The organism is Streptomyces sp. NPDC058157, assembly GCF_042884105.1.
Classification (GTDB): Bacteria; Actinomycetota; Actinomycetes; order Streptomycetales; family Streptomycetaceae; genus Streptomyces.
This window is the reverse complement of record NZ_JBHVUQ010000024.1, coordinates 1-22,806: the sequence shown is the minus strand read 5'-3', so window position 1 is coordinate 22,806 and position 22,806 is coordinate 1. Positions and strand designations below refer to the sequence as shown.

The following is a 22,806-nucleotide window of genomic DNA, read 5'->3' as shown; positions in this document are numbered from 1 at the left end:
GGGTGTGAGCAGGGCATCCCTTCCCGTGACGCCGACGAACCGGGAGGTTCCGCCGTGCACGGATCCGCGCCGCCCCTCTCCGCCTCCGCCGTCTCCGCCTGGCTGCTGGTGCTGCTCTGCGCCGTGAGCGGTGCGTACTGCCTGCTGCGGGCCCGCAGAGCGGACCGGGCGGTGCGGGGCATGGTCGCCGGCGAGGCGGTGATGGGCTTCGGGATGGCGGCGATGGCCGTGCCCTCGGGCACCGGCCCCTGGGGCCCCCAGGTCCTCGTCGCCGTCTGCTGCGGGGCCGCGGTGCACGCGCTGTGGCTGCTGCGGGGCGGGATGCACCACGCGCACCACCTCGTGGGCACGCTGGCGATGGCCTACATGGCACTGGCGACGGCCGCCGGAAGCGGACACGGGCACGGGCACGGCCAGGCCGGGCTGCCGGTGGTGACCGGGGTCCTGCTGCTGTACTACGCCGGGTACGTACTGCGGGGCGGGGCCCGGCTGGTGACGGCCGGGGGCGTGCTGTCCGTGACGGGGGGCGAGGGCGGGCCGGGGGCCCCGGGGGCGGAGGCCGGCGGGGCGGGGGAACTCGTCCGGGCCTGCCGACTGGCCATGGGGACGGGCATGTTGGCGATGCTGCTGACCATGTGACGGGGGCGCGGGGCGCGTCCGGCGGGCGCCGGAACGTGTCCTGCGTCACCAATGCCCCGGCCCCTACCCGTAGGTAGCCCGGCGCTCATAGGCTGGCGGACATGATGGTCCCCGCCGCCCTTCTGCTGCTCGGCGCACTGACCGCGTTCCTCGCGCCCCGACTGCTGGCCCGCGCCCAGTGGCCCGAGCGGGAACCCGTGGTGGCCTTGTGGGCGTGGCAGTGCGTGGTGGGGGCGACGCTGCTGTGCCTGGGGCTGTCGATGCTGCTGAGCGCGGCCGCCGCCTGGCAGGAGGTGCGGGCCCGGCTGTTCGCCGCCGCCCCGCACGGGGTGGTGGACGCGTACGGGCTGGGCCCCGACGGCGGGCCCTGGGCCGCCGGGACGGCCCTGGTCCTGGCCTGCGGGGGCCTGTGGACCGGGGCGATGCTGACCCGGGAGGTGCTGCGGGCGCGGGCGCGGCGGCGTGCCCGGGGGGCCGAGCTGCGGCTGCGCGCGCCGCTGCTGCCCGGCGAGGACCCGGCGGCGGCGCGGCTGGTGGTGCTGGAGGGCCCGCGTCCGGAGGCCTGGTGGCAGCCGGGGCCGGCGCCGCGGCTGGTGGTGACGACGGCGGCGCTCGGGCGGCTCAAGGGCAGCCAGCTGGACGCGGTGCTGGCGCACGAGCAGGGGCACGTGGCGGCGCGGCACGACTGGCTGCTGCACTGTTCGCGGGCGCTGTCGCGGGGGTTCCCGCAGGTGCCGGTGTTCGCGGCGTTCGAGGCGGAGATGGACCGGCTGGTGGAGCTGGCCGCCGACGACGTGGCCTCGCGGCGCTACGGCCGCCTCACCATCGCCCTCGCGCTGGTCGGCCTGAACGAGGACCGGGGCGTCTTCGGCCCCGCCTCCGCGCAGGCCCACGTGCCGGAGCGGGTAAGGCGTCTGCTGTCGGCCACCCCGCGCCTGTCGGCGGGACGGCGGCTGCGGCTCACGGCCCTGGCCACCCTGCTGCCCGCGGTACCGCTGGTGGTGGCGTTCGTACCGGGACTCAGCGCGCTGGCCTGATCCGGCCCCTCGGACGCGCCCGCCCGAGGCGATCCCCCGCGTCGCCTCGGGCCGACGGCTTCGCGCTGAGTATATTGACTCGGAGCCAGTCAACGCAGGAGTAAGCATGTCCCCGCGCAGCGCATCGGTCAATGAAGAATTGCGCAGACGTTCCCGGGAGCGGCTGCTGCAGGCCACGGTCGAACTGGTTGCCGAGCGCGGCTACGAGGCCACCAAACTCGGCGACATCGCCGACCGGGCGGGCGCCGCCCGCGGCCTGGTGTCGTACTACTTCCCCGGCAAGCGGCAGCTGCTCCAGTCGGCGGTGCACCGGCTGATGCACCTGACGCTGGAGGAGGCCCTGGAGCGCGCACCGCGCACCGACGACGGCCGCGAGCGGCTGGCCCGGGCGGTCGACTCGATCCTGGGGCTGGCCCGCGACCAGCCCCGGCTGATGCGCACGCACATGGCCGGGATCCTCCAGGCGGAGGGCTTCATCCAGTGCCCGGAGCAGCAGCGGCTCGCACAGCTGCTCCGGGAGACCGTCACCCGGTACGGCTCGGCGGACGTGGACACCGACTACCCGATGCTGCGCGCACTGCTGATGGGGGCGGTGGTCGCGGTCCTGCTGCCGGGCGCCCCGATGCCGGCGGCGCGACTGCGGGCCGAGCTGTTCCAACGGTACGGACTGGAGTGGGAGCAGGGGTTCCCGCCGGACGGCGGACCGCCCGGCGGAACGTTTCCTCCGTGAACCTCCCGGCTGCGGTCAGTGGTACTCGGGCTGGGTCTGGACGTTGAGCCGGTCCATCCACACCCGTTTGGCGCCGTCGGTCCGCCGGTCGTCGAGCCGGAGCACGTCGAGGCCCTTGACGATGTCGTTCGAGTAGATGTGCCCGTTGTAGTAGTACGCCGACCAGGAGCCGCCCAGGCCCAGCCGGTCGGTGGTCAGCGGGCCGCGCTCGAAGTAGCCGATCTCCTTGGGCCGCGCCGAGTCGGTGAAGTCCCAGACCGAGACCCCGCCCTGGTACCAGGCCTGGACCATGATGTCGCGGCCGTCGCCGACGGGGACCAGGGAGCCGTTGTGGGCGACGCAGTTCTCGGTGTCGGCCTGGTGGCGCGGGATCTTGAAGTAGCCCCGGAAGACCAGTTTGCGCTGGTCGCCGGTGCCGGTGATGTCGTAGATCCCGTCGGCGCCCCGGTTGGGTCCGGTGGCCTCGTTGCAGGTGGCGGCGCCGCCACCGCCGAGTTCGTCGGTGAACACCACCTTGTCCGCGTCCTCGTTGAAGGTCGCCGAGTGCCAGAACGCGAAGTTCACGTTGTCCTGGACCCGGTCGATGACCCTCGGGTGCTCGGGCTCGCTGATGTCGAAGAGGATGCCGTCGCCCATGCAGGCGCCCGCGGCCAGGTCCTCGGAGGGCAGCACCGTGATGTCGTGGCAGCCGGTGGTCTTGGAGACGCCCGGGTTGGTGGGCGCCCCGGGGTTGCCGCCGTCCGGGAAGAGCACCGGGAAGCCGACGACGGCGGCCTTGGTCGGGTCCTTCTTCGGGACCTTGACCACGGAGATGCCGTCGTGCGGGGGCTGGCAGTCGGGGAAGGCCTCGCTCGGCGAGTACGAGGAGACGTAGAGGTAGATGTCGCGGCCGCCCGGCACCAGGGTGTGGGTGTGCGATCCGCAGGCCGTCTCCACGGACTTGACGTACTTGGGGTTCTTCTTGTCCTTGATGTCGAAGATCTTGATGCCCTCCCAGGAGGACTTCTCCGTGGCCGGCTGCGAGACGCTGTTGCAGGAGTCGTCGCTGCGCGAGGAGTCGGTGGAGAGGAAGAGCAGGTCGCCGGAGACCGAGACGTCGTTCTGGCCGCCGGGGCAGAGCACCTGGGTGACGATCTTCGGGGCCTTGGGGTCGGCGATGTCGTAGATCGTGAAGCCGTCGTAGTTGCCCGCGTAGGCGTAGCGGCCCTGGAACGCCAGGTCGGAGTTGATGCCCTTGAGGGCCGCGTCGGGGATGTTGGCCAGGGGTTTGACGTTGGCGCTGTGCACGACCTCGTCCTGGCCTGGGATCTCCCCGGGGGCGAGTTCGCGGCCCGGCGCGAGGTCCGCGCTCTGCCGGGAGCCCGCGCCCGGGGACGAGTCGCCGGGGTCGGGGCTGGCTGCCGCCGGTCCGGCGGCGGCGAGGAGCGTAGTGAGGAGTCCGGCGGCCGCCAGGGCCGCCCCCAGACTCCGGTGGCGCACTCTGACGGTGTGCAGCAAGGTCATTGTGCCTCCCGTGGGGGCCCTGTGCTCCGTTCCCGGTGGGGAAGCGGAACCTGGACCCCGGCAGTATCTTCCTTTCCATGGACATGGCAAACGCATTACTCGGCCGATTCCTGGGGGCGGCGCTGGCCGCCTCATTCCTCCTCACCCTCACCGCCTGCACCGCCGACGGCGACGCCCCGCGGGGCGCCGGTGACGGCTCGCCGGTGGTGGTCGCCCCGGGCCGGCCCGGCGAGCAGTCCCGGACCCTCTCCCCCGGCCAGGCCGCCCGGCAGCGGCCCGACGACAGCCCCAACGCCGCCGACCGGTCCTACGTACGGCGCATGATCGAGCACCACCGGCAGGCCCTGACCATGAGCGCCCTGGCCCCCGAACGCGCCTCGGCGGACGGGGTCAGACGGCTCGCCGAGCGGATCGCGGCCGCGCAGGGGCCGGAGATCGGGGCCATGGAGCGGTGGCAGACCCGCTACCCGGCCCCGGCCGCGGACCCCGGCGGGCACGACCACGCCGCGATGCCCGGCATGGCCACCGAACAGCAGCTGCGGGAGCTGACGCAGGCCCGCGGCGCCGACTTCGACCGGCTGTTCCTCTCGCTGATGACCGCCCACCACGAGGGGGCGCTGAAGATGGCGGGCGAGGCCCTGGCCCAGGGCAACAACGGCGCCGTCGAGGAGATGGCGAACGAGGTCGTGGCCGTCCAGAGCGCCGAGGTACACCGGATGCGCGCGATGGGCTGACGGGCCCGGGGGCCGGTGTCATGCTGGGGAGCATCCGCGGGAGGGAGTTCCGCCGTGCTTCGTGTCGCCGTCGTCGGCTCGGGCCCCAGCGGGGTCTACGCCGCCCAGACCCTGGTCGGGCAGCGCGAGGTCCCGGGTGTACGGGTCGACGTACTGGACCGGCTGCCGGCCCCGTACGGCCTCGTCCGGTACGGGGTGGCCCCCGACCACGAGAAGATCAAGTCGCTGACCGGAAACCTGCGCTCCGTGCTGGAGGACGAACGGATCCGGTTCCTCGGGAACGTGGAGGTCGGCGGCGCGCCGCTGACCACCGCCCGGATGCTGGAGCTGTACCACGCGGTGGTGTACTGCGTGGGCGCGGCCCGGGACCGGACGCTGGGGATCCCCGGCGAGGAACTGGCCGGGGTGCACTCCGCGACGGCGTTCGTGTCCTGGTACAGCGGACACCCCGACGCGGGCTCCTTCGACCTGGGCGGGGTCCGCTCCGCGGTGGTCGTGGGGGCGGGCAACGTCGCGGTGGACGTGACCCGGATCCTGGCCCGGGGCGCGCCGGAGCTGGCGCCCACCGACATGCCCCAGCCGGCGCTCGGCGCGCTGGCGGACAGCGGGGTGCGGACGGTGGCGATGGTGGCCCGGCGCGGCCCCTCGCAGGCCAAGTTCACCACCAAGGAGCTCCGCGAACTGGGCACCCTGCCGGGGGTGGACACCCGCGCGGGCGCCGCCGAGCTGGCCCTCGACCCGGCGTACGCGGACCCGGCCGCGGCGCAGGCCCTGCCGGCGGTGGCCCGGCGCAACCTGGAGGTGCTGCGCGGCTGGGCCGAGGGCCCGGAGGCGGGCGGGGAGGACCGGCGGGAGATCGCGCTCCGCTTCTACCTGCGCCCGGTGGAGGTACTGGGCGGTCCGGACGGCCGGGTCCGCGGGATGCGGTTCGAGCGGACCGCGCCGGACGGCCGGGGCGGGGTGAGCGGGACCGGCGTGTACGAGGACGTGGCGGCCGAGCTGGTGCTGCGTTCGGTGGGCTACCTGGGCGTGCCCCTGCCCGGCCTGCCCTTCGACCCGGCCACCGGCACCGTGCCGCACGCGGCGGGCCGGGTGGTCCGCGCGGGGCGGGCCTCGGTCGGGGAGTACGTGGCGGGCTGGATCAAGCGGGGCCCGACGGGGGTGATCGGCACCAACCGCCCCTGCGCCAAGGAGACCGTCTCCTCCCTGCTCCAGGACGCGGGCGCCCTGGCCCGCCGCGAGCTGCCCGGCGACCCCCTGGACGCCCTGCGGGCGGCGGGGCTGCGCCCGGTGGAATGGCGCGGCTGGCTGGCCATCGAGGCGGCGGAGGAGGCCCTGGGCCGCTCCCTGGGCCGCCGCTCGGTGAAGATCCCCGACTGGGCGGGCCTGCACGCGGCGGCGGGCCTCGCATAGGGTGGCCGGTTCCGTTACCGGTCAAGGGAGTTGGAATGGGCGAGGCGTTACGGAAGGGCACGTGCGGGGTGCTGGCGGCGCTGGCCTGCGGGGTGCTCCTGACGGGCTGCACGGAGGAGGCGGGCACCGTCCCCGACCGGACGGACCGACCGGCCGCCACCACCGCCGGGACGCCGGGACCCGGCCCCACCGTCACGGGCACCGCCGCGCCGCCGCAGGCCGTGGCACTCGCGGAACGCTACCGGGCAGCCGGCGGGGACCCCGACGTGTACGCCATCGAGCACACCCCCGGAGCGGACGGCGTACCGCGCCTGGTGGTCCGCTCCCGCAACGCGGACCCGGACGACGCCCGCTTCCGTGAGCAGAACGCCTCGGTCACCGGCTTCCTCACGTCGAAGGAGGGTGTCCCCCTGGGCGGGGGCTACCGGATCGACGTCTACGGCCCGGACGGCGCCCTGCTGCACCGCATGGAAGCCCGCTCTTAGGCCGCCTCTTCCGGATCCCGCTCCCCCAGTCGGGACTCCTGGGCGGAGGCGGCCGTCAGGAGGGTGTCGAGGAGGCCGGGGAAGAGGGACTGGAGTTCCTCGCGGCGCAGGCCGTTCATCTTGGCGGTGCCGCGGTAGGTCTGGCGGACCACCCCGCTCTCGCGCAGGACGCGGAAGTGGTGCGTGGTCGTGGACTTGGTGACCGGCAGGACGAAGTCCGAGCAGGCCAGTTCGACGTCCCGGTCGGCCAGCTCGCGCACGATGGAGAACCGGAGCGGGTCGGAGAGGGCGTGCAGGACGCCCTCCAGGCGGATCTCCTCCGGCTCCGGGTGGGCGAGGGCACGGGGCGCGTCACGTTCCGTCATGTCCTGCTCCGCTCCTTCGGGTTCCGGCCGGGGCTCCGGGCCGGGGTTCCATGGTACGAGAACCTTCGTACGACCGGCTCGGATGCGGCGCGGGGCCCCGGCGCGCCCCGCGCCGCCCGCGGGTCACCAGGAGCGCCGGTACTGGCCGGGGACCTGGATCTGCGCGCCCAGCTCGGCGGCCGCGCGGCGGGCCCAGTAGGGGTCGCGCAGCAGTTCCCGGCCGAGCAGGACGGCGTCGGCCTCGCCGTTGGCCAGGATCTTCTCGGCCTGCTCGGGTTCGGTGATCAACCCGACGGCCGCGACGGGCAGGGTGGTCTCGTCCTTGACGCGGGCCGCGAAGGGCACCTGGTAGCCGGGGCCGGTCGGGATCCTCACGTGCGGGGCGAGGCCACCGGTGGAGACGTCGAGGAGGTCCACGCCGTGCTCCTTCAGCACGGCGGCCAGCCGGACCGTGTCGTCGGCGGTCCAGCCGTCCTCCTCCAGCCAGTCGGTGGCGGAGATGCGGAAGAACAGCGGGAGCTCCTGCGGCCACACCGCGCGGACGGCGTCGACGACCTCCACGGCGAGGCGGGTGCGGTTCTCGAAGGAGCCGCCGTAGGCGTCGGTGCGGCGGTTGCTGTGCGGGGAGAGGAACTCGCCGATGAGGTAGCCGTGGGCGCCGTGGATCTCGAGCACCTCGTAGCCCGCCGCGAGGGCGCGTCCGGCGGCGGCCGCGAACTGGCCGGTGATCTCGTGGATCTCCTCGGCGGTGAGCGCGTGCGGCACGGGGTGGCCCTCGTCGAACGCCACGGCGCTGGGGGCGCTGGGCTGCCAGCCGTGCGCCTCGGGGCCGACCGGAGCCCCGCCGTTCCAGGGCCGGTCGGTGGAGGCCTTGCGGCCCGCGTGCCCGATCTGGATGCCGGGGACGGCCCCCTGGGACTTGACGAAGGCGGTGATCCGGCGGAGGGCCTCGACCTGGGTGTCGTTCCAGATGCCGAGGTCGTAGGGGCTGATCCGGCCCTCCGGGGAGACGGCGGTGGCCTCCTGGATGATCAGGCCGGTGCCGCCCGTGGCGCGGGCCGCGTAGTGCGCGAAGTGCCACTCCAGGGCCACGCCGGCGTTCGGGCCGAAGGCCTCGGCGCTGTACTGGCACATCGGCGCCATCCAGATCCGGTTCGGGATGGTCACCGAGCGGAGGGTGTAGGGCTGGAAAAGGGCGGCGAAGGCAGCGGGTGCGGCACTCATGGGTTTCTCCAGATGTCACCGGACGCGCACCGGCGGTCGGTGCGGCACTAAGTACGAGAAACACCGTACTACGAAATCTCTCGTAGTACGAGACCTCCCGTACAACAGGTGCCCGATCCCGCGCCGGGAGTCCTCGGCCCTGCTTCGGCGGGCCTTGTCGGTGGGTGGGTGCAGACTGGCGGGAAAGCGCCCGCAACAGGACAAGGACGTCCGGAGGTGTCGGCCATGACCGACGTGATGCTGCTCGCCGGGACCCGCAAGGGGCTGTTCATCGGCCGTCGCCGGGGCACCGGTCCCTGGAGATGGGACGGGCCGCAGTTCAACGCCCAGGCCGTCTCGGCGGTGGCCGTCGACACCCGGGGCCCGGTACCCCGGCTGCTGGTCGCCGGGGACAGCACGCACTGGGGGCCGTCGGTGTTCCGCTCCGACGACCTGGGGGCGAGCTGGCAGGAGCCCGCCGCGCCCGCCGTCCGGTTCCCCAAGGACACCGGCGCCTCCCTGGAGCGGATCTGGCAGTTGTGCCCGGCCGGCCCGGAGGCCCCCGGGGTGGTCTACGCGGGGACGGAGCCGGCCGCGCTGTTCCGCTCGGCCGACGGGGGCGAGTCCTTCGAGCTGGTCCGGCCCCTGTGGGAGCACCCGACCCGCTCCGCGTGGGTGCCGGGCGGCGGCGGGGAGGGCCTGCACACGGTGATCACCCACCCCGCCGACCCGGCGGCGGTCACGGTGGCGGTCTCCACGGCCGGCGTGTTCCGCACCCGGGACGGCGGCGCGAGCTGGACCCCGGCCAACCACGGGGTATCGGCCGTGTTCCTGCCCGATCCGCACCCGGAGTTCGGCCAGTGCGTCCACAAGATCGCCCAGGACGCCGGCGACCCGGACCGGCTCTACCTCCAGAACCACTGGGGCGTCTACCGCAGCGACGACGCGGGCGCCGAGTGGACCGACATCGGCTCCGGCCTGCCCTCCGACTTCGGCTTCGCCGTCGCCGCCCATCCCCACCGGGCGGACACCGCCTACGTCTTCCCGCTCAACGCCGACTCCGACCGGGTCCCGGCCGGACACCGCTGCCGCGTCTTCCGCACCCGCGACGCCGGCGCCACCTGGGAACCGCTGGCGAAGGGCCTGCCCGACGGGGACCACTACGGCACGGTGCTGCGGGACGCCCTGTGCACGGACGACGCCGACCCGGCCGGCGTCTACTTCGGCAACCGCAACGGCGAGCTGTACGCCAGCGACGACGACGGCGACAGCTGGCGGCTGCTGGCCGACCACCTCCCGGACGTGCTCTGCGTCCGGGCCGCCGTACTGCCCTGACCTCCCGCGCCGGGGGCCCGCCTTCTGGGAGGCTGACCGGCATGAACGCGTACGAGCCCGTGGAACTGCGGCAGTTGACCCGGCCCCAAGACGTCCGCCCCGGGCTCCGGGAGGAACTCGCCGACTGCTGGGAGGCGGTGGTCAACTCCGGCGGCGCCGTCATCGCCGCCGAGTTCCCGCTGCCTCCCGTGAGCCGCTCCCACGTGGCCCCCGTGGTCGACGGGCTCGTCCGCGCGCTCGACCCGGCCCTCGCCAGGATGGTGGTCGCCACCGCCGGCGGCGCACTCGCCGGCTGGCTGGTCGTCCGCCGCGACCGCCACCCGCTGGTCGCCCACCGCGGCACGGTCAACCACGTGCAGACCCTCCCCCGGCTGCGCGGCCGGGGGATCGCCACCGCCCTGATGCACCGGGCCGCGGACGTCGCCCGCGAGGACATGGGCCTGGAGCGGCTGGGCATCGCCGTGCGCGGCGGCCTCGGGCTGGAAGGCTTCTACCGGGGACTGGGCTGGACGGAAATCGGCCGCTGGCCGGGCGCGCTGCGGGTCGCGCCCGGCGACGACCGGGACGAGATCCTGATGACCCTCGTCCTCTGACAAAAATGCCCCGCGGGGGTTACGGTCTTATGACCGTTTGCCGACACCGGTACGCATTCCTCGGCGGAGAGGAACAGCTGGGATGAGCAACGACCCCCTGTACGGCGGCCCTTCGCACAGCGGCTCCCTGTCGCCCCCCTTGTACCTGGAACCGAGGCTCGCACCGCGCACGGCGGCCCTGCTGGAATCGCCGGCGTTCCTGCACGGCCTCGTCGACGCCCTCGGATCGCCCCTCAACGTGATCCTGCCCGACCAGATCGCCGACAACGTCCGCGCCTTCCGCGAGGTGTTCGCCCGCCACCGGCTCACCGGGCGGATCTTCTTCGCGCACAAGACGAACCGCTCCAGCGCCCTCGTCCGCCGGCTGACCACCACCGGCGCGGCCCTCGACGCGGCCTCCCTCGGGGAGTTGCGGCACGCCCTGGGCTCGGGGTTCGCCGGGGCCGAGCTCATGGCGACCGGCCCCAAGGACCCCGAGTTCCTCTGGCTCGCCGCCCGCAGCGGAACCCTGGTCAACGCCGACGGCCCGGACGAGCTGGAGCGGGCGGCGGCCCTGGTGCGGGCGCACGGACTGCCGCGCCTGCGCGTGCTGTTGCGGCTGTCCGGGTTCGAGGCGGCCGGCGCCCGGCGGCTCTCGCGCCGCAGCCGCTTCGGCACCCCCGTGAAGTCCCTGCACCGGCTGCTCGACGTCCTCGACCGCCACCGCGGCGAGCTGGAGCCCGTCGGCGTCGGCTACCACCTCGACACCACCGGCGTGGAGGAGAAGGCGACGGCCCTGGAGGGCTGCCTGCACGCCATGGAGGAGCTGGCCGTACGCGGCTTCCAGCCCCGGGCCGTCGACGTCGGCGGCGGCTTCGGCGTGGGCTACCTGGCCCACGCGGCCCAGTGGGAGCGCTACACCACCGAGCTGACCCGCGCCGTGCTGGGCACCCGGCCGCCCCTGACCTGGGGCGGCCACGGCTACGGCCTGCGCGCCGAGAACGGCACCCTGCGCGGGGCGCTCGGCCTCTACCCGGCCCACCGCACCGCCGTCGGCCCCGGCTACCTCGACGAACTCCTCTCCCTCCCGGCCCCGCGCCTGGGCCGCCCCCTGGGCACCCTGCTGCTGGAGGGCCTCTACGAGCTCTACGCCGAACCGGGCCGCGCCCTGGCCGACCAGTGCGGGCTCACCCTGGGCCGGGTCCTGGAGGTGCGGACCTCCGACAGCGGGGAGAACCTGGTCCGGCTGGCGCTGAACGCCGGCGACGTCGGCCTGGAGGACCACGGCGTCCTCGTGGACCCGGTCCTCCTGCCCCGCGCCCCCGCCCCGCCCGGCGCCGGGGCCCCGGTCGCGGTGCACCTCATGGGCAACCTCTGCCTGGAGGCGGACCTGATCACCCGCCGGACCGTGTTCCTGCCCCGGCGGCCGCGCCCCGGCGACCTCCTCGCCTTCGCCAACACCGCCGGGTACTGCATGGACTTCGGTGCGACCCGCGCCCAGGGACAGCCCCTCGCGCGCAAGGTCGCCGTCCACCGGGAGGGGGCGGACGGCGACTGGCAGTGGTGTCTGGACGAGCAGTACTGGCCTCTCACACGTACGGGGGAAGCGCAGGGATGAGGTACGACAGCATCACCGAAGCCATCGGCGGGACACCGCTGGTCCGGATCGACCCGGCCGTACACGGCCTGCGCCACATCGACCTCTACGCCAAGCTGGAGATGCTCAACCCCTTCGGCTCGCTCAAGGACCGGGCCGCCTGGAACATGACCCGCGACGGGCTCGCCGGCGCGGCGGAGCGCGGCGAGACGGTCGTGGAACTCTCCAGCGGGAACACCGCCAAGGCCCTCGCCCTGATCGCCGGACTGCACGGGCTGCCGTTCAAGAGCGTCACCAACCGGATGCGGATCCCCGAGGTCAAGGACCTGCTCCTGCTGCTGGGCGCCGAGATCGAGGAGCTCCCCGGGCGCAGCGAATGCCTCGACCCGACCGACGAGGACGATCCGCTGACCCTCTTCCACCGGCAGCTGAACCTCCCCGGCAGCGCGCACCTGCACACCGACCAGTACTTCAACGCCCTCAACACCGAGGCCCACGCCACCGGGACCGGCCCGGAGATCATCGCCGACCTGGACGGCCGGGCGCCCGACTTCTTCGTCGCCTGCGTGGGCACGGCCGGGTCCTCCACCGGGGTGGCGCGGGCGCTGCGGGCCCACGACCCGGCGGTGCGCGTCGTCGGCCTGGTCGGGGAGAAGGCGGACTTCATCCCGGGCATCCGCACCATCGACGAGGTGCAGGAGGTCGGCATCTTCGACCCGGCGACGTACGACACCCTGGAGCCGGTGGGCTCCGACGAGGCCATCGAGGGGATGCTGACGCTGCTGCGCCGCTGCGGCCTGCTCGCCGGGCCGACCGGCGGGGCCGCGTACTTCGGCGCGGTCCGCCATCTGCGCGAGCTGGACGCCGGGCTGACGGAGCGCAGGACGGCCGTGTTCATCGTGTGCGACCGGGTGGAGAGCTACGTCGGCTACATCCGGCGGCGCCGCCCGGACCTGATGGGGCAGGCACCCGCGCGGAACTCGGTGGCCGCGCTGACCGAGGCGGAGGTGGCCTCGGCCGCCGTCATCGGGGTGGACGAGGCCCGCAAGTGGATCGCGGAGCGGCAGCCGCTGGTCGTCGACCTGCGCGGGCCCTTCGCGTACGCCGCGCTGCACATCGAGGGGTCGGTGAACATCGTGGACGGGATCTTCGAGGAACTCCTGCGCGGCGGGCTGCCGTTCGGCCGGAGCCGGCCGGTCCTGCTGGCCTGCCCGGTGGGCGAGAAGTCGGCCCGGTACGCGGCCCTGCTGACCCGCATGGGACACCCGGACGTGCGCAGCCTGGCCGGCGGGATCATCGCCTGGCGGGACGCCGGCGCTCCCCTGGTGCGTGACTGACGTGGCCGGCCCCGCCGCCGAACTCGCGGCCCTCGCCGACTGGCAGCGGCCGCTGCGCGCCCAGTTCCCGATCCTCGCGGGACAGCCGGGCCTGGTCTACCTGGACAGCGCCGCGACCTCGCAGAAGCCCCGGCCCGTCCTGGACGCCGTCCAGACGTACCTGACCACCTCCAACGCCAACGCGGCCCGCGGCTCCTACCCGTGGGCCAACACCACGACCGCCCTGGTGGAGGGGGCGCGGGAGCGGGTCAAGCGCTTCCTGGGCGATCCGGATCCGCAGCGTTCCTCGGTCCACTTCACCAGCGGGACCACCGAGGGGCTGCGGACGGTCGCCCGGGACTGGCTGCCGTCCCTGCTCGTCGACGGGGACGAGATCGTCGTACCGTTCGCCGACCACCAGGCGAACCTCTCGCCGTGGCTGGAGGCCCGGGACCTGCTGGCCCGCCAGGGGGTGCGGATCCGGGTCCGGGAGCTGCCGTACCAGGCGGCTTCCGGGGACTACGATCCGCGGGCGCTGGCGGCGGTCACCGGGCCCCGGACCCGTTTCGTGGCCGTCACGCACGTCCACCACGTCTACGGCGTCGACATGAACGTGCACCGGATCCGGCAGGTGGTCGGGCCGCAGGTGCCGATCTGTCTGGACGCGGCGCAGAGCGTCGGGCACCTGCCGGTCTCGGTGGCCGGGCTCGACGTCGACTTCGTGGTGTTCTCCGGCCACAAGGCGATGGCCCTGCCGGGGACGGGGGCGGTCTGGGCCCGGGGGCTGCGCGGCCCGCGGCTGCGGCCGGGCGGCTGGAGCGGGACCCCCAACACGGCCGGGATCGCGAGCCTGGCGGCGGCGCTGGACTGGCTGGACGCGGCGGGTCTCGGGCGGATCGAGCGCTGGACGGTGGCGCTGACGGCGCTGCTGACGGACGGGCTGGACCGGATGGACGCCTACGAGGTGCTCGGCTGCCGGACCAGTCTGGCGGCGGGGTCGCGGGTCCAGCGGCGGCGCAGCCTGGTGACCTTCCGGCACCGCGGGATCGACGCCCGCGACCTCGGCTTCATCCTCTTCAGCGGCGGGTTCATGGTGCGCACGGACGGCCACTGCCAGGCGGGCCGGGACGCGGACGAGGGTTCGGTCCGCGTCAGCCTGCACGTGCACAACACCCCCGAGGAGGTGGAAGCGCTCCTCGCCGCCCTCGCCAGTCTGCAATGATTTCCATGAGCGGGTCGGCTTCGGTGGCGGAGGCAGTGCGAACGGCATGGGCGCGGGCATGGGTGCGGGCACGGGCGGCGTGAGTACGGGAACGGCGGCGCGGTGGGTGGAGCGCTGGGAGCGCCAGCAGCGGCGGTACGCGGTGGACCGCGAGGAGCGGTTCGCGGTCATCGCCGACCTGGTCGAGCACGTGGCGGGCGGCCGGGCCGCGCCGCTGGTGCTCGACCTGGGCAGCGGGCCCGGCTGCCTGGCCGCGCGGCTGGCCGCCCGGCTGCCGGGCGCGGAGGTGCTGGCGGTGGACGCGGACCCGCTGCTGCTGGAGCTCGGCAGCGCCCATTACGGCCGGACCGTGCGCTTCGTGAACACGCTGATCGGCGAGCCGGGCTGGGTGGGCCGGCTGGGTCTGGGGCGTCCCGCGGACGCGGTGGTGTCGACGACCGCCCTCCACTATCTCGGCGAGCCGACCCTGCGGCAGGTGTACGGGGAGCTCGCCGGGCTGCTGCGGCCCGGCGGGATCCTGGTCAACGGCGACCACATCAGCCCGGACTCGGTACGGATGTCCGAACTCGCCCGGGACGTCGGGCGCCGCCACGCCGAACGCAACGCGGACTGCGGGCACGAGGAGGACTGGGAGTCCTGGTGGGCGGGCGCGGCCGGCGACCCGGAGCTGGCCCCCCTGCTCCACCGCGGCGGCGAGGCCGGCCGCGCCCCGTGCGAGGGCAACGACCTCACCGTGTCCGGCCACGTCACGCTGCTGCGCGAGGCGGGTTTCGCGGACGTGGGGGTCGTCTGGCAGGTCGGCCCGAGCCACGTCCTGGCCGCCGTCCGCTGACGGCGGCCGGGCGGCGAACCCTAGGGCAGGCGCCAGTCCACGGGCTGGGCGCCGCCACCGACGAGCAGCTCGTTGGCCCGGCTGAAGGGGCGGGAGCCGAAGAAGCCCCGGTCGGCCGACATGGGCGAGGGGTGCGCCGACTCGATCGCCGGGAGGTTTCCGAGCAGCGGCCGCAGGTTGCGCGCGTCGCGGCCCCAGAGGATGGACACCAGCGGCTTGCCGCGGGCGGCGAGCGCCCGGATGGCCTGCTCGGTGACCTCCTCCCAGCCCTTGCCGCGGTGGCCGCCCGTCTTGCGCGGGGCGGTCGTCAGCGCCCTGTTGAGCAGGAGCACGCCCTGCCGCGTCCACGGGGTGAGGTCCCCGTTGGAGGGCCGGGGCAGGCCCAGGTCGGTGTGCATCTCCCGGAAGATGTTCTCCAGGCTGCCCGGTACCGGGCTCACCTCGGGGGCGACCGAGAAGCTCAGCCCGATGGCGTGGCCGGGCGTCGGGTAGGGGTCCTGTCCGACGATCAGTACGCGGACGTCGTCGAAGGGCTGCTGGAACGCGCGCAGGACGTTCGGCCCGGAGGGCAGGTAGGTCCGGCCGGCCGCTATCTCGGCGCGGAGGAAGTCCCCCATGCCCGCGATGCGGGGTGCGACGGGTTCCAGGGCCTTCGCCCAGCCCGCTTCGACAAGTTCGTTCAAGGGTCGTGGTGCCACGCTGCGTCACTCTACTGGGTCACACTGACAGGCCGTTACCGGCACGTTCCGTCGACTGGTGCTCGCCGTCCGTCAGTTGATCCGGTTGAACCGTGTATCACCTTCAACGGATAAATGAGGACAGATGCCACCTGGACGGGCCCTGCCCGAACACCTGGTTCCGATAAGCCAGTAGCATGCGGCGCCATGAGCTCCCCCACTGGGCCCGCAAACGGCCTGCCCGTACGAATGCCGCGACCCCGCCAGACCGGACGGCACCGCCGGCCCGAGCCCGCGGTGGCGCCCGAGGGCGCGCCCGCGCTGGTGCTCGCCGTGCCCGGTGCCCCCTCGGCCGCCTCCCGGGGGCTCGCCGAAGAGATCATCAGCATCGGCCGCTCCGAGCTGCCCGGCCTGGAGGCCCGGATCGGTTACCTGGAGGGCGAGGACGGCGAGGGCAGCGAGTTCCCGTCGCTGTCCGGCGTGCTGAACGCCGTCGCCGACGAGCGCAGCGTGCGCGCGGACTTCGCCCGCGCCGCCGGTCACGAGGTGCCCGCGCCGACCGGTCCGGACGCCGTGGTCGTGCCCCTGCTGGCCGGCCCGGACGCCGACCTGCTGCGCCGGATGCGCCAGGCGCTGATGGACTCCTCGGCCGCCGCCGAGCTGGCCGACGTCCTCGGCCCGCACCCGCTGCTGGCCGAGGGCCTGCACGTGCGCCTCTCGGAGGCCGGCCTGGCCCGCGCCGACCGCGCCCGGCTGTTCACCGTGGCCACCGCCGCCGACGGCATCATCCTGGCCACCACCGGCGGCGAGGAGGCCGTCCAGGCCGCCGGGATCACGGGCATGCTGCTGGCCGCCCGGCTCGCGGTGCCCGTGATGGCCGCCGCCCTCGACCAGGAGGGTTCGGTGGCCTCGGTCGCCGCCGAGCTGCGCGGCGCTGGTGCGGTGCAGCTGGCGCTGGCGCCCTACCTGATCGGCCCGGAGGCGGCCGAGGGGCTGCTGGACACGGCCTGCAAGGAGGCCGACTGCGCCACCGCCGAGGTGCTCGGCGCCTACTCGGCGCTCGGCAAGCTGGCCGTCGCCCAGTACAGCGCGGCCCTGGGCCTCCAGCTGGGCGCTCCGGCGCAGTAGGACGCGGTACGCGGAGGGCCCGCCCGGGACGGTTCCCGGGCGGGCCCTCTCCCTGTCCCGGCGGTTCAGGGGGCCGCGAAGACCACGCAGGAGGCCGCGGGGGCGGGCAGCGAGCCCGCGCGGACCGGCCTGCCGGTGCGGGGGTCCACGTCGAACCAGGTGACGTCGCCGGAGCGTTCGTTGGCCGCGTAGAGGCGGCGGCCCGAGGGGTCCGCGGTGAGGTCGCGCGGCCAGTGGCCGCCGCAGCCGACCGTGCTCGTGGGCCGCGGCTCCTCGGGGCCGCCGGCGAGCGAGAACGTGACCAGGGTGTCGGTGCCGCGCACCGCCGCCCACAGGAAGCGGCCGTCGGGCGAGGCGGTGATCGCCGAGGGGTGGGCCCGTACGCCGTCCCGGACGCCCGCCGGGGCGACGGCGACCTCCCCGACCGGGTCGAGCCGCCCGGCGTCCGCGTCCCAGCGGCAGACGGTCAGCAGGGGCTCCAGCTCGTGCAGTACGTAGACCACCGCGCCGGCCGGATGGAAGGCGAGGTGGCGCGGGCCGCTCCCGGGGCGCAGGGCGGCCGTCGCGTGGACGCGGAGCCCGCCGGTGGCCGGGTCGGGCGCACAGACCCGTACCGCGTCGGTGCCGAGGTCCACGCCGAGGACCCAGCGCCCGGTGGGGTCGGCCAGGACCTGGTGGGCGTGCGGGCCCGCCTGGCGGTCGGGGTCGGGGCCGCGGCCCTCGTACTCCAGGACGGCGGGGGGTCCGGCGGGGCTGCCGTCGGCGGCGAGCGGCAGGCTGCTGACGCTGCCGGAGGTGTAGTTGGCGGTCAGCAGCCGCCCCCCGGCCAGCGCGAGGTGGGTGGGGCCCGAGCCGCCGACCGGGGCGGGGGCGCCGAGCGGCGCGAGCCCCGCGGCGGTGGGGCGGAAGGCGCCCGCCGCGCCCCGCTCGGTCTCGCTCACCGCGTAGAGCACGCCGGTGGCCGGGTCGAGCGCGAGGTACGAGGGGTCCGGCAGGGAGCCCTCCGCCGAGAGCGGGGTCAGCGCTCCGGTGGCCGGATCCACGGCCGCGGTGAGGACACCGCGGCCGCCCCCCGAGGTGAACGAGCCGATGTAGGCCCGGTGTCCGCCGCCGTGGTCCGTGCTGTGCGCGCCGTCCACCGGTGCCCCTCTCCGCCGTCCCGGATCCGTTCCGAGCCGACCGTAACAGAAGGTCTAGACCAAGTCCCGTCCCCAGGCCCGTTCCTGCGCGCCGTCGTGGTGGACGTACGCGGTCGCGCTCGGCCGGTCCTCGTAGGTCCGGTGGAAGACGGGGGTGGCGGCGCCGGAGATCGGCGGGACGATCCAGGACCAGTCGGCGCCCACCTCGCGGCCCTTGCGCTCCTCGCGCTCCAGGTGCGAGAGGAACCGCCGGGACTCGCTGTGGTGGTCGGCGATGGTGACCCCGGCCCGGTCGAAGGAGTCCAGCACGGCCCGGTTGAGCTCGACCAGGGCCCTGTCCTTCCACAGCGAGCGGTCGCTGGAGACGTCGAGGCCGAGCCGGCGGGCGACGGCCGGAAGGAGGTTGTAGCGGTCGGTGTCGGCGAGGTTGCGGGCGCCGATCTCGGTGCCCATGTACCAGCCGTTGAAGGGGGCGGCCGGGTAGTGGATGCCGCCGACCTCCAGGCACATGTTGGAGATGGCCGGTACCGCGTGCCAGCGCAGTCCCCAGTCCGACCAGTCGTCGTGCCCGTCGGGGTGGCGGATCGGCACCTCCAGCACCGCGTCGGCGGGGGTGTCGAACCAGCGGGGCTTGTCGTCGACGCCCTGGACCACCAGCGGGAGGAGGTCGAACGGGGTGCCCGCGCCGCCGGCCCAGCCGAGCCTCAGCAGCGCTTCGGTGAGCGGTCTGTTGCGGGCGTCGCCGACGGTTATCGACGGATGGTCCCCGTAGCCGGCGTAGCGCACCAGCTGCTCGCTCCAGATCAGCGGGCCGGGCCGGTCCGGGGCGTCCGGGGCGAAGACGGTGATCGTGGGCCGGACCCGGCCGCCGTTGGTGGCCTCGCGCAGGTGCTCGAAGCACTCGGCGGCGATGTCCTCGGCGTCGGTCAGCCCGCGCCGGTCGCGGACCCGCAGCGAGTTCCAGTAGAGCCGGCCTATGCAGCGGTTGCTGTTGCGCCACGCGACCCGGGCCCCGTGGACCAGTTCCTCGGGGGTGTGGCGGTAGGTGCCGGTCTCCGCGAGCTCGGCCCGTACGGCGGCCAGCCGGGCGCGCGGATCACCGGTCTGCGGATTCTCCCGGTGGAAGAGCCGGATGAACTCCTCGGCTTCCTCCCACACCTGAGCCTCGCTCGAGTGCTTCTGCAGAATTTCCATTCCGGGCGGTTACCCCCTGTCCGGACAGATCCACCCTGTACTTGCCGGATGAATGTGCAATGAACAATCACCCGTTGTACATGCCGCAGGTCAGCGCCGGGTGCCCGGAGCCGACGGAACACTCCTCCGAGTGATCTTCAGGCATTGGCCTGCGGTTGGGGTGCAGGGAGTCGTACCATCCCCGGCATTGCGGGAGTTGGAGCCTCAGCCGCAGGGCCGGCTCATGTACAGCGCCCGCTCCCCCGCCGCCGAGGTGCCGTCGTAGAGCGCGGTGTCCAGGCCGCAGAGGGAGAAGCCCATCCGCCGGTAGGCGTGCACGGCGGGGGCGTTGACGGAGCTGACCTCCAGCCACAGGTGCGCGGCGCCGCGTTCGCGGGCGAAGCCGGCCGCCAGGTCCATCAGCGCCCGGCCGATGCCGCGGCCCCGGTGGGCGGGGGCGACCTCGATGTCCTCGACGGTCAGGCGCCGGTTCCACGGGGCGTAGCGGACGGCGGCGAACCCGCAGAGGGCGCCGCCGTCGAGGGCGACGAAGGTCCGTGCGTGCCCGGTGCCGTCCCCCTGCGGCTCCCCGGCGTCCCCGGCGCCCCCGGCGCCCCCGGGCTCGTCCGGCTCGTCGGGCTCCTCCGGCGGGAAGACCTTGTGGAGCGGCGGGTCCACCGGCACCTCCCGGAGGGCGAACCCGTCGGCGGAGGACTCCACCTCGAAGACGGTCCGGGTGCGGAAGGAGCCGTCGAGGGCCTCGATGGCGGCCCGGTCCCCGGGGCGGGCGGTGCGGTACTCGACGGGCGGGGCGCCTGGGGTGGTCATGGCCCCGACCGTACTCCGGCCCGTCCGCGCCCGGGGGCGGTTTGCCGTCAGGCGGTGACGACCAGGGGGGCGCGGGGGTCGGTGCGCAGCGGGGTGGCCAGGGCGGCCAGGGCCGTCTCCAGGCCGTGCAGGTGCGCGAGGGCCGGTTCCGCCCCCGCGGGGCCGGCCGGGGTGGCGGGGGCGCCGGTCTCCGCCGCGCCCTGCGGGGCGGTGAGCGCCTCCACGGCGGCCTCGACCCGCCAGCAGGCGGCGGCGAGCCGGGCGTCGTGGGAGGCCTGGGGGTCGGCGGCGACGGAGACCAGCCCGCGCACCTCGCGGGCGCAGTCGTCGAGCAGGGCCAGCACCTGGCGGGCGCGGGCCTTGCGGGCGCGCAGCGGGCTCAGCGGGTGGACCAGCGGGGCGAGCGCCATCCGGACCCGGGCCAGCAGGAGTTCCAGTTCGGCCGCGTGCGGGGCGGGATCGGCGTCGGGGTCGCCGGCGAGGCGGTCGAGGGAGGCCGCGGTGGAGGCCCGTACGCAGTGCAGGGCGCGCTGGATCCAGGCGTCGTTGGCGGCGTGCGTGGTGACCGGGAGGATCAGGGTGACGCCGAGGGCCGCGCCGAGCGCGCCGGCGGCGGTCTCCTCGAAGCGCAGGAGCAGCAGCCCGGGGTGGAGCACGCCGAGGAGCCCGTAGAGCAGCCCGGCCATGACGGTGACGAAGAACATCATCCAGGAGTAGGAGGGGGCGGCCGTGTAGAAGATGCCGAAGACGCAGACGGCGACCAGGGCGGCGGTGGGCGCGGGGGCGCCGTGCAGCGGTACGGCGATCAGCAGGCCGGCGGCGATGCCGGTGACGGTGCCCAGGACCCGGCGGAAGCCGCGGACCAGGGTCTCGCCGCGCGAGGCGGTGTTGACGAAGATCCACCAGGCGGTGCCGACGGCCCAGTACCAGCGGTCCTCGGACAGGATCTGGCCGAGGGCCAGGGCGAAGCCGCAGGCGGCGGTGGCCTGGAAGGCCTGGCGGGTGGTGGGCCGGGCGAGGCCGGTGCCGGGCAGCGGCGGCGGGGCGGCGGCCGGGGGCGTGCGGCGCTCGATGGGCCACAGCACGAACCGCACGGTCCCGGCCGACAGGAGGGCCAGGGCGACGGCGGCGAACAGCTCGGGCAGCTGGGCGGGCCGGGCGTGCAGGAACTGGGTGACGAAGAACATCATGAAGCCGAAGATCCCGAGGGCGTGCCCGCGCGGCCCCCAGCGGCGGGCGTAGACCCCGGCGAAGACGACGGCGAGCCAGGCCGCGTCGCGCACGGGCGGCATGCCGTGCAGGGAGGTGGCCAGGACCAGCACGGGGAAGCCGGCGACGGGCAGCAGGGCGGTGGTCACCCGCTGGGCGCGGACGTCCGTGTCGAGGACGGTGAACAGCGCGAGCAGGGCCGCGAGGCCGCCGGTGATGGACGCGGTCAGCGAGAGCCCGGCCAGTTCGGCGACGGCGACGGCCAGCCCGGTGCCGATCACCGCGCGCGTCGAGTTCCTGAGCCTGGCGAGCCCCGGATCCGGAGCCGTGAACATCCTCTTCATGGCGGTGTGCCGCCCCCCTCGGAGTGGTGCGCGCCGGGCCGGTGTCCGCCCGGGGGTGGTGGGCGGCGTACGGGCACGGCGAAGGCGCCGCGCTCCGGTCCGGCGTCGTTGCCGGCCGGCGCTGCGCGGCGCCGAAAGTACATGGATACGACACAGATAAGCATCCGCAGGGGCATTGGCTCAAGGCGGGCTGCCCGCGCTGGGCCATTGGCACCCCCGGACGCGGATGTTTCCGGCCATGGGGAGGCCAACGGATCGGCCGTGCGCGCAGGCGGCGGCAGGGGTCCCGCGGCACGTCCGGTGGCGGGGGCCGCGGGCCGGTGGACACGATGGACGCATGGACCGCGGAGCGGTGGACGTGCTGGTCGTGGGTGCTGGCCCGGTGGGGCTGACAGCGGCGGTGGAACTGCGCCGGCGCGGGGTGTCCTGCCGGATCGTGGACCGGCTGCCGGCCCGGCTGCCCTACGCGAAGGCGGTCGGGATCCAGCCACGCACCCTGGAACTGTGGGACCGGGCGGGGATGGTCGCGGACGTCCTGGACGCGGCGGTCCCGCTGCGCGGCCAGCTGGCCTATGTGGACGGCGTGGAGCAGGAGCCGGTGCGCCTGGCGTTGCCGCCCGAGGTGCCGTACGGGTTCGCCGCGCTGCCGCAGTACGAGACGGAACGGATCCTGGAGGCCGCCCTGGCCCGGTTCGGCACCGGGATCGAGCGGGACACCGAGCTGGTGTCCTTCACCCAGGACGAGGACGGGGTGACCGTCCTGCTGACGGGACGGGGCGGCGGCGAGGAGCTGCGGACCCGGTACCTGGTGGGGTGTGACGGGGCTCACAGCACCGTGCGCAAGGGGCTGGGGCTGGACTTCGCGGGCGGGGCCTTCCCCGAGGAGTACATGCTCGCCGACGTGGAGGCCGACTGGGACCTGCCGTACGGGTACGCCGTGCGCGCCGTGCGCCACGGCGCCGACGGGAGGATCGACGACCTGCTGGTCTGCGTCCCGCTGCCGGGCCCGGGCCGCTACCGGATGTCCATGCCGGTGCCGCCGGAGCTCTCCGTGTCCCCCGCGCCGGCCGCGGGGGACGGGGTGGCGCACGGGCTGGAGGGCTCCCGGGCCCCCGCCCTCGCCGACGTCCAGGCGGTCCTGGACCGGATGGCGCCCCGTCCGGTGACCGCCTCGGCGATGCGCTGGTCCTCGGTGTTCCGGATCAGCCACCGGATCGTCGACCGGTACGCCTCGGGCCGGGTCTTCGTCGCCGGGGACGCGGCGCACATCCATCCGCCGACCGGGGCGCAGGGGATGAACACCGGCGTCCAGGACGCCTGGAACC

22 protein-coding genes are annotated in these 22,806 nt (G+C 74.7%); 14 read left to right on the top strand and 8 right to left on the bottom strand.

Annotation, left to right across the window (positions count from 1 at the left end; translation table 11 throughout):
• Positions 1-54: 54 nt before the first annotated feature.
• From ACFVXK_RS08960 to ACFVXK_RS08950, 3 genes are all read left to right on the top strand, one after another.
• Positions 55-639 carry a DUF5134 domain-containing protein gene (locus ACFVXK_RS08960; protein ID WP_389610837.1) on the top strand — a complete coding sequence of 195 codons (585 nt, stop codon included), beginning with the start codon at positions 55-57 and terminating at the stop codon, positions 637-639.
• Positions 640-740: 101 nt separating this feature from the next.
• On the top strand, positions 741-1,676 hold the full coding sequence (locus tag ACFVXK_RS08955; protein ID WP_389610836.1) for a M56 family metallopeptidase: 936 nt from the start codon (positions 741-743) through the stop codon (positions 1,674-1,676).
• 106 nt (positions 1,677-1,782) lie between these two features.
• Positions 1,783-2,406: a TetR/AcrR family transcriptional regulator gene (locus ACFVXK_RS08950; protein ID WP_389610835.1), complete on the top strand. Its 624-nt coding sequence runs from the start codon at positions 1,783-1,785 to the stop codon at positions 2,404-2,406.
• A gap of 15 nt (positions 2,407-2,421) precedes the next feature.
• Here the strand turns inward: ACFVXK_RS08950 and ACFVXK_RS08945 are convergent, their stop codons facing one another.
• Positions 2,422-3,909 carry an LVIVD repeat-containing protein gene (locus ACFVXK_RS08945; RefSeq protein ID WP_389610834.1) on the bottom strand — a complete coding sequence of 496 codons (1,488 nt, stop codon included), beginning with the start codon at positions 3,907-3,909 and terminating at the stop codon, positions 2,422-2,424.
• Between the two features lie 77 nt (positions 3,910-3,986).
• Between ACFVXK_RS08945 and ACFVXK_RS08940 the strand changes: the two genes are divergently transcribed.
• Genes ACFVXK_RS08940 through ACFVXK_RS08930 form a run of 3 tightly spaced genes read left to right on the top strand, consistent with a single transcriptional unit; the run spans position 3,987 to position 6,541 of the window.
• On the top strand, positions 3,987-4,643 hold the full coding sequence (locus ACFVXK_RS08940; protein ID WP_389610833.1) for a DUF305 domain-containing protein: 657 nt from the start codon (positions 3,987-3,989) through the stop codon (positions 4,641-4,643).
• Positions 4,644-4,697: 54 nt separating this feature from the next.
• Complete coding sequence (locus ACFVXK_RS08935) at positions 4,698-6,056, top strand: FAD-dependent oxidoreductase (RefSeq protein WP_389610832.1); 1,359 nt, start codon at positions 4,698-4,700, stop codon at positions 6,054-6,056.
• 35 nt (positions 6,057-6,091) lie between these two features.
• Entirely contained in the window at positions 6,092-6,541 is a 450-nt protein-coding gene (locus ACFVXK_RS08930; RefSeq protein ID WP_389610831.1) for a hypothetical protein, read from the top strand.
• Here ACFVXK_RS08930 and ACFVXK_RS08925 read toward each other — a convergent pair.
• Both ACFVXK_RS08925 and ACFVXK_RS08920 read right to left on the bottom strand, forming a co-directional pair.
• A complete protein-coding gene (locus ACFVXK_RS08925; protein WP_389610830.1) occupies positions 6,538-6,906 on the bottom strand; it encodes an ArsR/SmtB family transcription factor in 369 nt (122 codons plus the stop codon). The genes ACFVXK_RS08930 and ACFVXK_RS08925 overlap by 4 nt on opposite strands.
• 123 nt (positions 6,907-7,029) lie before the next feature.
• Positions 7,030-8,130, bottom strand: a complete 1,101-nt coding sequence (locus ACFVXK_RS08920; protein ID WP_389610829.1) for an NADH:flavin oxidoreductase/NADH oxidase — start codon at positions 8,128-8,130, stop codon at positions 7,030-7,032.
• A gap of 225 nt (positions 8,131-8,355) precedes the next feature.
• Between ACFVXK_RS08920 and ACFVXK_RS08915 the strand changes: the two genes are divergently transcribed.
• The 6 genes from ACFVXK_RS08915 to ACFVXK_RS08890 all read left to right on the top strand — a co-directional run bounded on the left by ACFVXK_RS08915 (position 8,356) and on the right by ACFVXK_RS08890 (position 14,983).
• Positions 8,356-9,444: a WD40/YVTN/BNR-like repeat-containing protein gene (locus ACFVXK_RS08915; protein WP_389610828.1), complete on the top strand. Its 1,089-nt coding sequence runs from the start codon at positions 8,356-8,358 to the stop codon at positions 9,442-9,444.
• A 41-nt stretch (positions 9,445-9,485) separates the two neighbouring features.
• Positions 9,486-10,037: a GNAT family N-acetyltransferase gene (locus ACFVXK_RS08910; RefSeq protein WP_389610827.1), complete on the top strand. Its 552-nt coding sequence runs from the start codon at positions 9,486-9,488 to the stop codon at positions 10,035-10,037.
• An 82-nt stretch (positions 10,038-10,119) separates the two neighbouring features.
• Entirely contained in the window at positions 10,120-11,634 is a 1,515-nt protein-coding gene (locus ACFVXK_RS08905; RefSeq protein ID WP_389610826.1) for a Y4yA family PLP-dependent enzyme, read from the top strand.
• Positions 11,631-12,950 carry a pyridoxal-phosphate dependent enzyme gene (locus ACFVXK_RS08900; RefSeq protein WP_389610825.1) on the top strand — a complete coding sequence of 440 codons (1,320 nt, stop codon included), beginning with the start codon at positions 11,631-11,633 and terminating at the stop codon, positions 12,948-12,950. Before ACFVXK_RS08905 ends, ACFVXK_RS08900 begins: the two co-directional genes overlap by 4 nt.
• Positions 12,943-14,151 carry an aminotransferase class V-fold PLP-dependent enzyme gene (locus tag ACFVXK_RS08895; protein WP_389610824.1) on the top strand — a complete coding sequence of 403 codons (1,209 nt, stop codon included), beginning with the start codon at positions 12,943-12,945 and terminating at the stop codon, positions 14,149-14,151. Before ACFVXK_RS08900 ends, ACFVXK_RS08895 begins: the two co-directional genes overlap by 8 nt.
• A 58-nt stretch (positions 14,152-14,209) precedes the next feature.
• A complete protein-coding gene (locus tag ACFVXK_RS08890) occupies positions 14,210-14,983 on the top strand; it encodes a class I SAM-dependent methyltransferase (RefSeq protein ID WP_389610823.1) in 774 nt (257 codons plus the stop codon).
• Positions 14,984-15,003: 20 nt separating this feature from the next.
• Here the strand turns inward: ACFVXK_RS08890 and ACFVXK_RS08885 are convergent, their stop codons facing one another.
• Positions 15,004-15,681, bottom strand: coding sequence for a uracil-DNA glycosylase (locus tag ACFVXK_RS08885; protein WP_365152137.1), 678 nt, complete (start codon positions 15,679-15,681; stop codon positions 15,004-15,006).
• Between the two features lie 186 nt (positions 15,682-15,867).
• Here ACFVXK_RS08885 and ACFVXK_RS08880 point away from each other — a divergent pair, with 186 nt between their 5' ends.
• Complete coding sequence (locus tag ACFVXK_RS08880) at positions 15,868-16,788, top strand: sirohydrochlorin chelatase (RefSeq protein WP_389610822.1); 921 nt, start codon at positions 15,868-15,870, stop codon at positions 16,786-16,788.
• A 65-nt stretch (positions 16,789-16,853) separates the two neighbouring features.
• On the opposite strand, the gene ACFVXK_RS08875 is transcribed toward ACFVXK_RS08880, so the two are convergent.
• The 4 genes from ACFVXK_RS08875 to ACFVXK_RS08860 form a co-directional block, all read right to left on the bottom strand.
• Positions 16,854-17,927, bottom strand: a complete 1,074-nt coding sequence (locus tag ACFVXK_RS08875) for a lactonase family protein (protein ID WP_389610821.1) — start codon at positions 17,925-17,927, stop codon at positions 16,854-16,856.
• Between the two features lie 54 nt (positions 17,928-17,981).
• Positions 17,982-19,121 (bottom strand): nitric oxide synthase oxygenase, encoded by a 1,140-nt coding sequence (locus ACFVXK_RS08870; protein WP_389610820.1) that lies wholly within the window; start codon positions 19,119-19,121, stop codon positions 17,982-17,984.
• A 204-nt stretch (positions 19,122-19,325) separates the two neighbouring features.
• Complete coding sequence (locus tag ACFVXK_RS08865) at positions 19,326-19,928, bottom strand: GNAT family N-acetyltransferase (protein WP_389610819.1); 603 nt, start codon at positions 19,926-19,928, stop codon at positions 19,326-19,328.
• A 47-nt stretch (positions 19,929-19,975) separates the two neighbouring features.
• Positions 19,976-21,481 carry an FUSC family protein gene (locus ACFVXK_RS08860; RefSeq protein ID WP_389610818.1) on the bottom strand — a complete coding sequence of 502 codons (1,506 nt, stop codon included), beginning with the start codon at positions 21,479-21,481 and terminating at the stop codon, positions 19,976-19,978.
• Positions 21,482-21,818: 337 nt separating this feature from the next.
• On the opposite strand from ACFVXK_RS08860, the gene ACFVXK_RS08855 reads away from it, so the two are divergent.
• On the top strand, positions 21,819-22,806 hold a 988-nt coding region (locus ACFVXK_RS08855; protein ID WP_389610817.1), incomplete at its 3' end, for an FAD-dependent monooxygenase.

Excerpts from the sequence above, each read along its gene's own strand:
- ACFVXK_RS08955 (WP_389610836.1), top strand. The coding sequence starts at position 741 with ATGATGGTCCCCGCCGCCCTTCTGCTGCTCGGCGCACTGACCGCGTTC.
- ACFVXK_RS08950 (WP_389610835.1), top strand. The coding sequence starts at position 1,783 with ATGTCCCCGCGCAGCGCATCGGTCAATGAAGAATTGCGCAGACGTTCC.
- ACFVXK_RS08945 (WP_389610834.1), bottom strand. The coding sequence starts at position 3,909 with ATGACCTTGCTGCACACCGTCAGAGTGCGCCACCGGAGTCTGGGGGCG.
- ACFVXK_RS08940 (WP_389610833.1), top strand. The coding sequence starts at position 3,987 with ATGGACATGGCAAACGCATTACTCGGCCGATTCCTGGGGGCGGCGCTG.
- ACFVXK_RS08930 (WP_389610831.1), top strand. The coding sequence starts at position 6,092 with ATGGGCGAGGCGTTACGGAAGGGCACGTGCGGGGTGCTGGCGGCGCTG.
- ACFVXK_RS08925 (WP_389610830.1), bottom strand. The coding sequence starts at position 6,906 with ATGACGGAACGTGACGCGCCCCGTGCCCTCGCCCACCCGGAGCCGGAG.
- ACFVXK_RS08920 (WP_389610829.1), bottom strand. The coding sequence starts at position 8,130 with ATGAGTGCCGCACCCGCTGCCTTCGCCGCCCTTTTCCAGCCCTACACC.
- ACFVXK_RS08915 (WP_389610828.1), top strand. The coding sequence starts at position 8,356 with ATGACCGACGTGATGCTGCTCGCCGGGACCCGCAAGGGGCTGTTCATC.
- ACFVXK_RS08910 (WP_389610827.1), top strand. The coding sequence starts at position 9,486 with ATGAACGCGTACGAGCCCGTGGAACTGCGGCAGTTGACCCGGCCCCAA.
- ACFVXK_RS08905 (WP_389610826.1), top strand. The coding sequence starts at position 10,120 with ATGAGCAACGACCCCCTGTACGGCGGCCCTTCGCACAGCGGCTCCCTG.
- ACFVXK_RS08900 (WP_389610825.1), top strand. The coding sequence starts at position 11,631 with ATGAGGTACGACAGCATCACCGAAGCCATCGGCGGGACACCGCTGGTC.
- ACFVXK_RS08890 (WP_389610823.1), top strand. The coding sequence starts at position 14,210 with ATGGGTGCGGGCACGGGCGGCGTGAGTACGGGAACGGCGGCGCGGTGG.
- ACFVXK_RS08880 (WP_389610822.1), top strand. The coding sequence starts at position 15,868 with ATGAGCTCCCCCACTGGGCCCGCAAACGGCCTGCCCGTACGAATGCCG.
- ACFVXK_RS08870 (WP_389610820.1), bottom strand. The coding sequence starts at position 19,121 with ATGGAAATTCTGCAGAAGCACTCGAGCGAGGCTCAGGTGTGGGAGGAA.
- ACFVXK_RS08865 (WP_389610819.1), bottom strand. The coding sequence starts at position 19,928 with ATGACCACCCCAGGCGCCCCGCCCGTCGAGTACCGCACCGCCCGCCCC.
- ACFVXK_RS08860 (WP_389610818.1), bottom strand. The coding sequence starts at position 21,481 with ATGAAGAGGATGTTCACGGCTCCGGATCCGGGGCTCGCCAGGCTCAGG.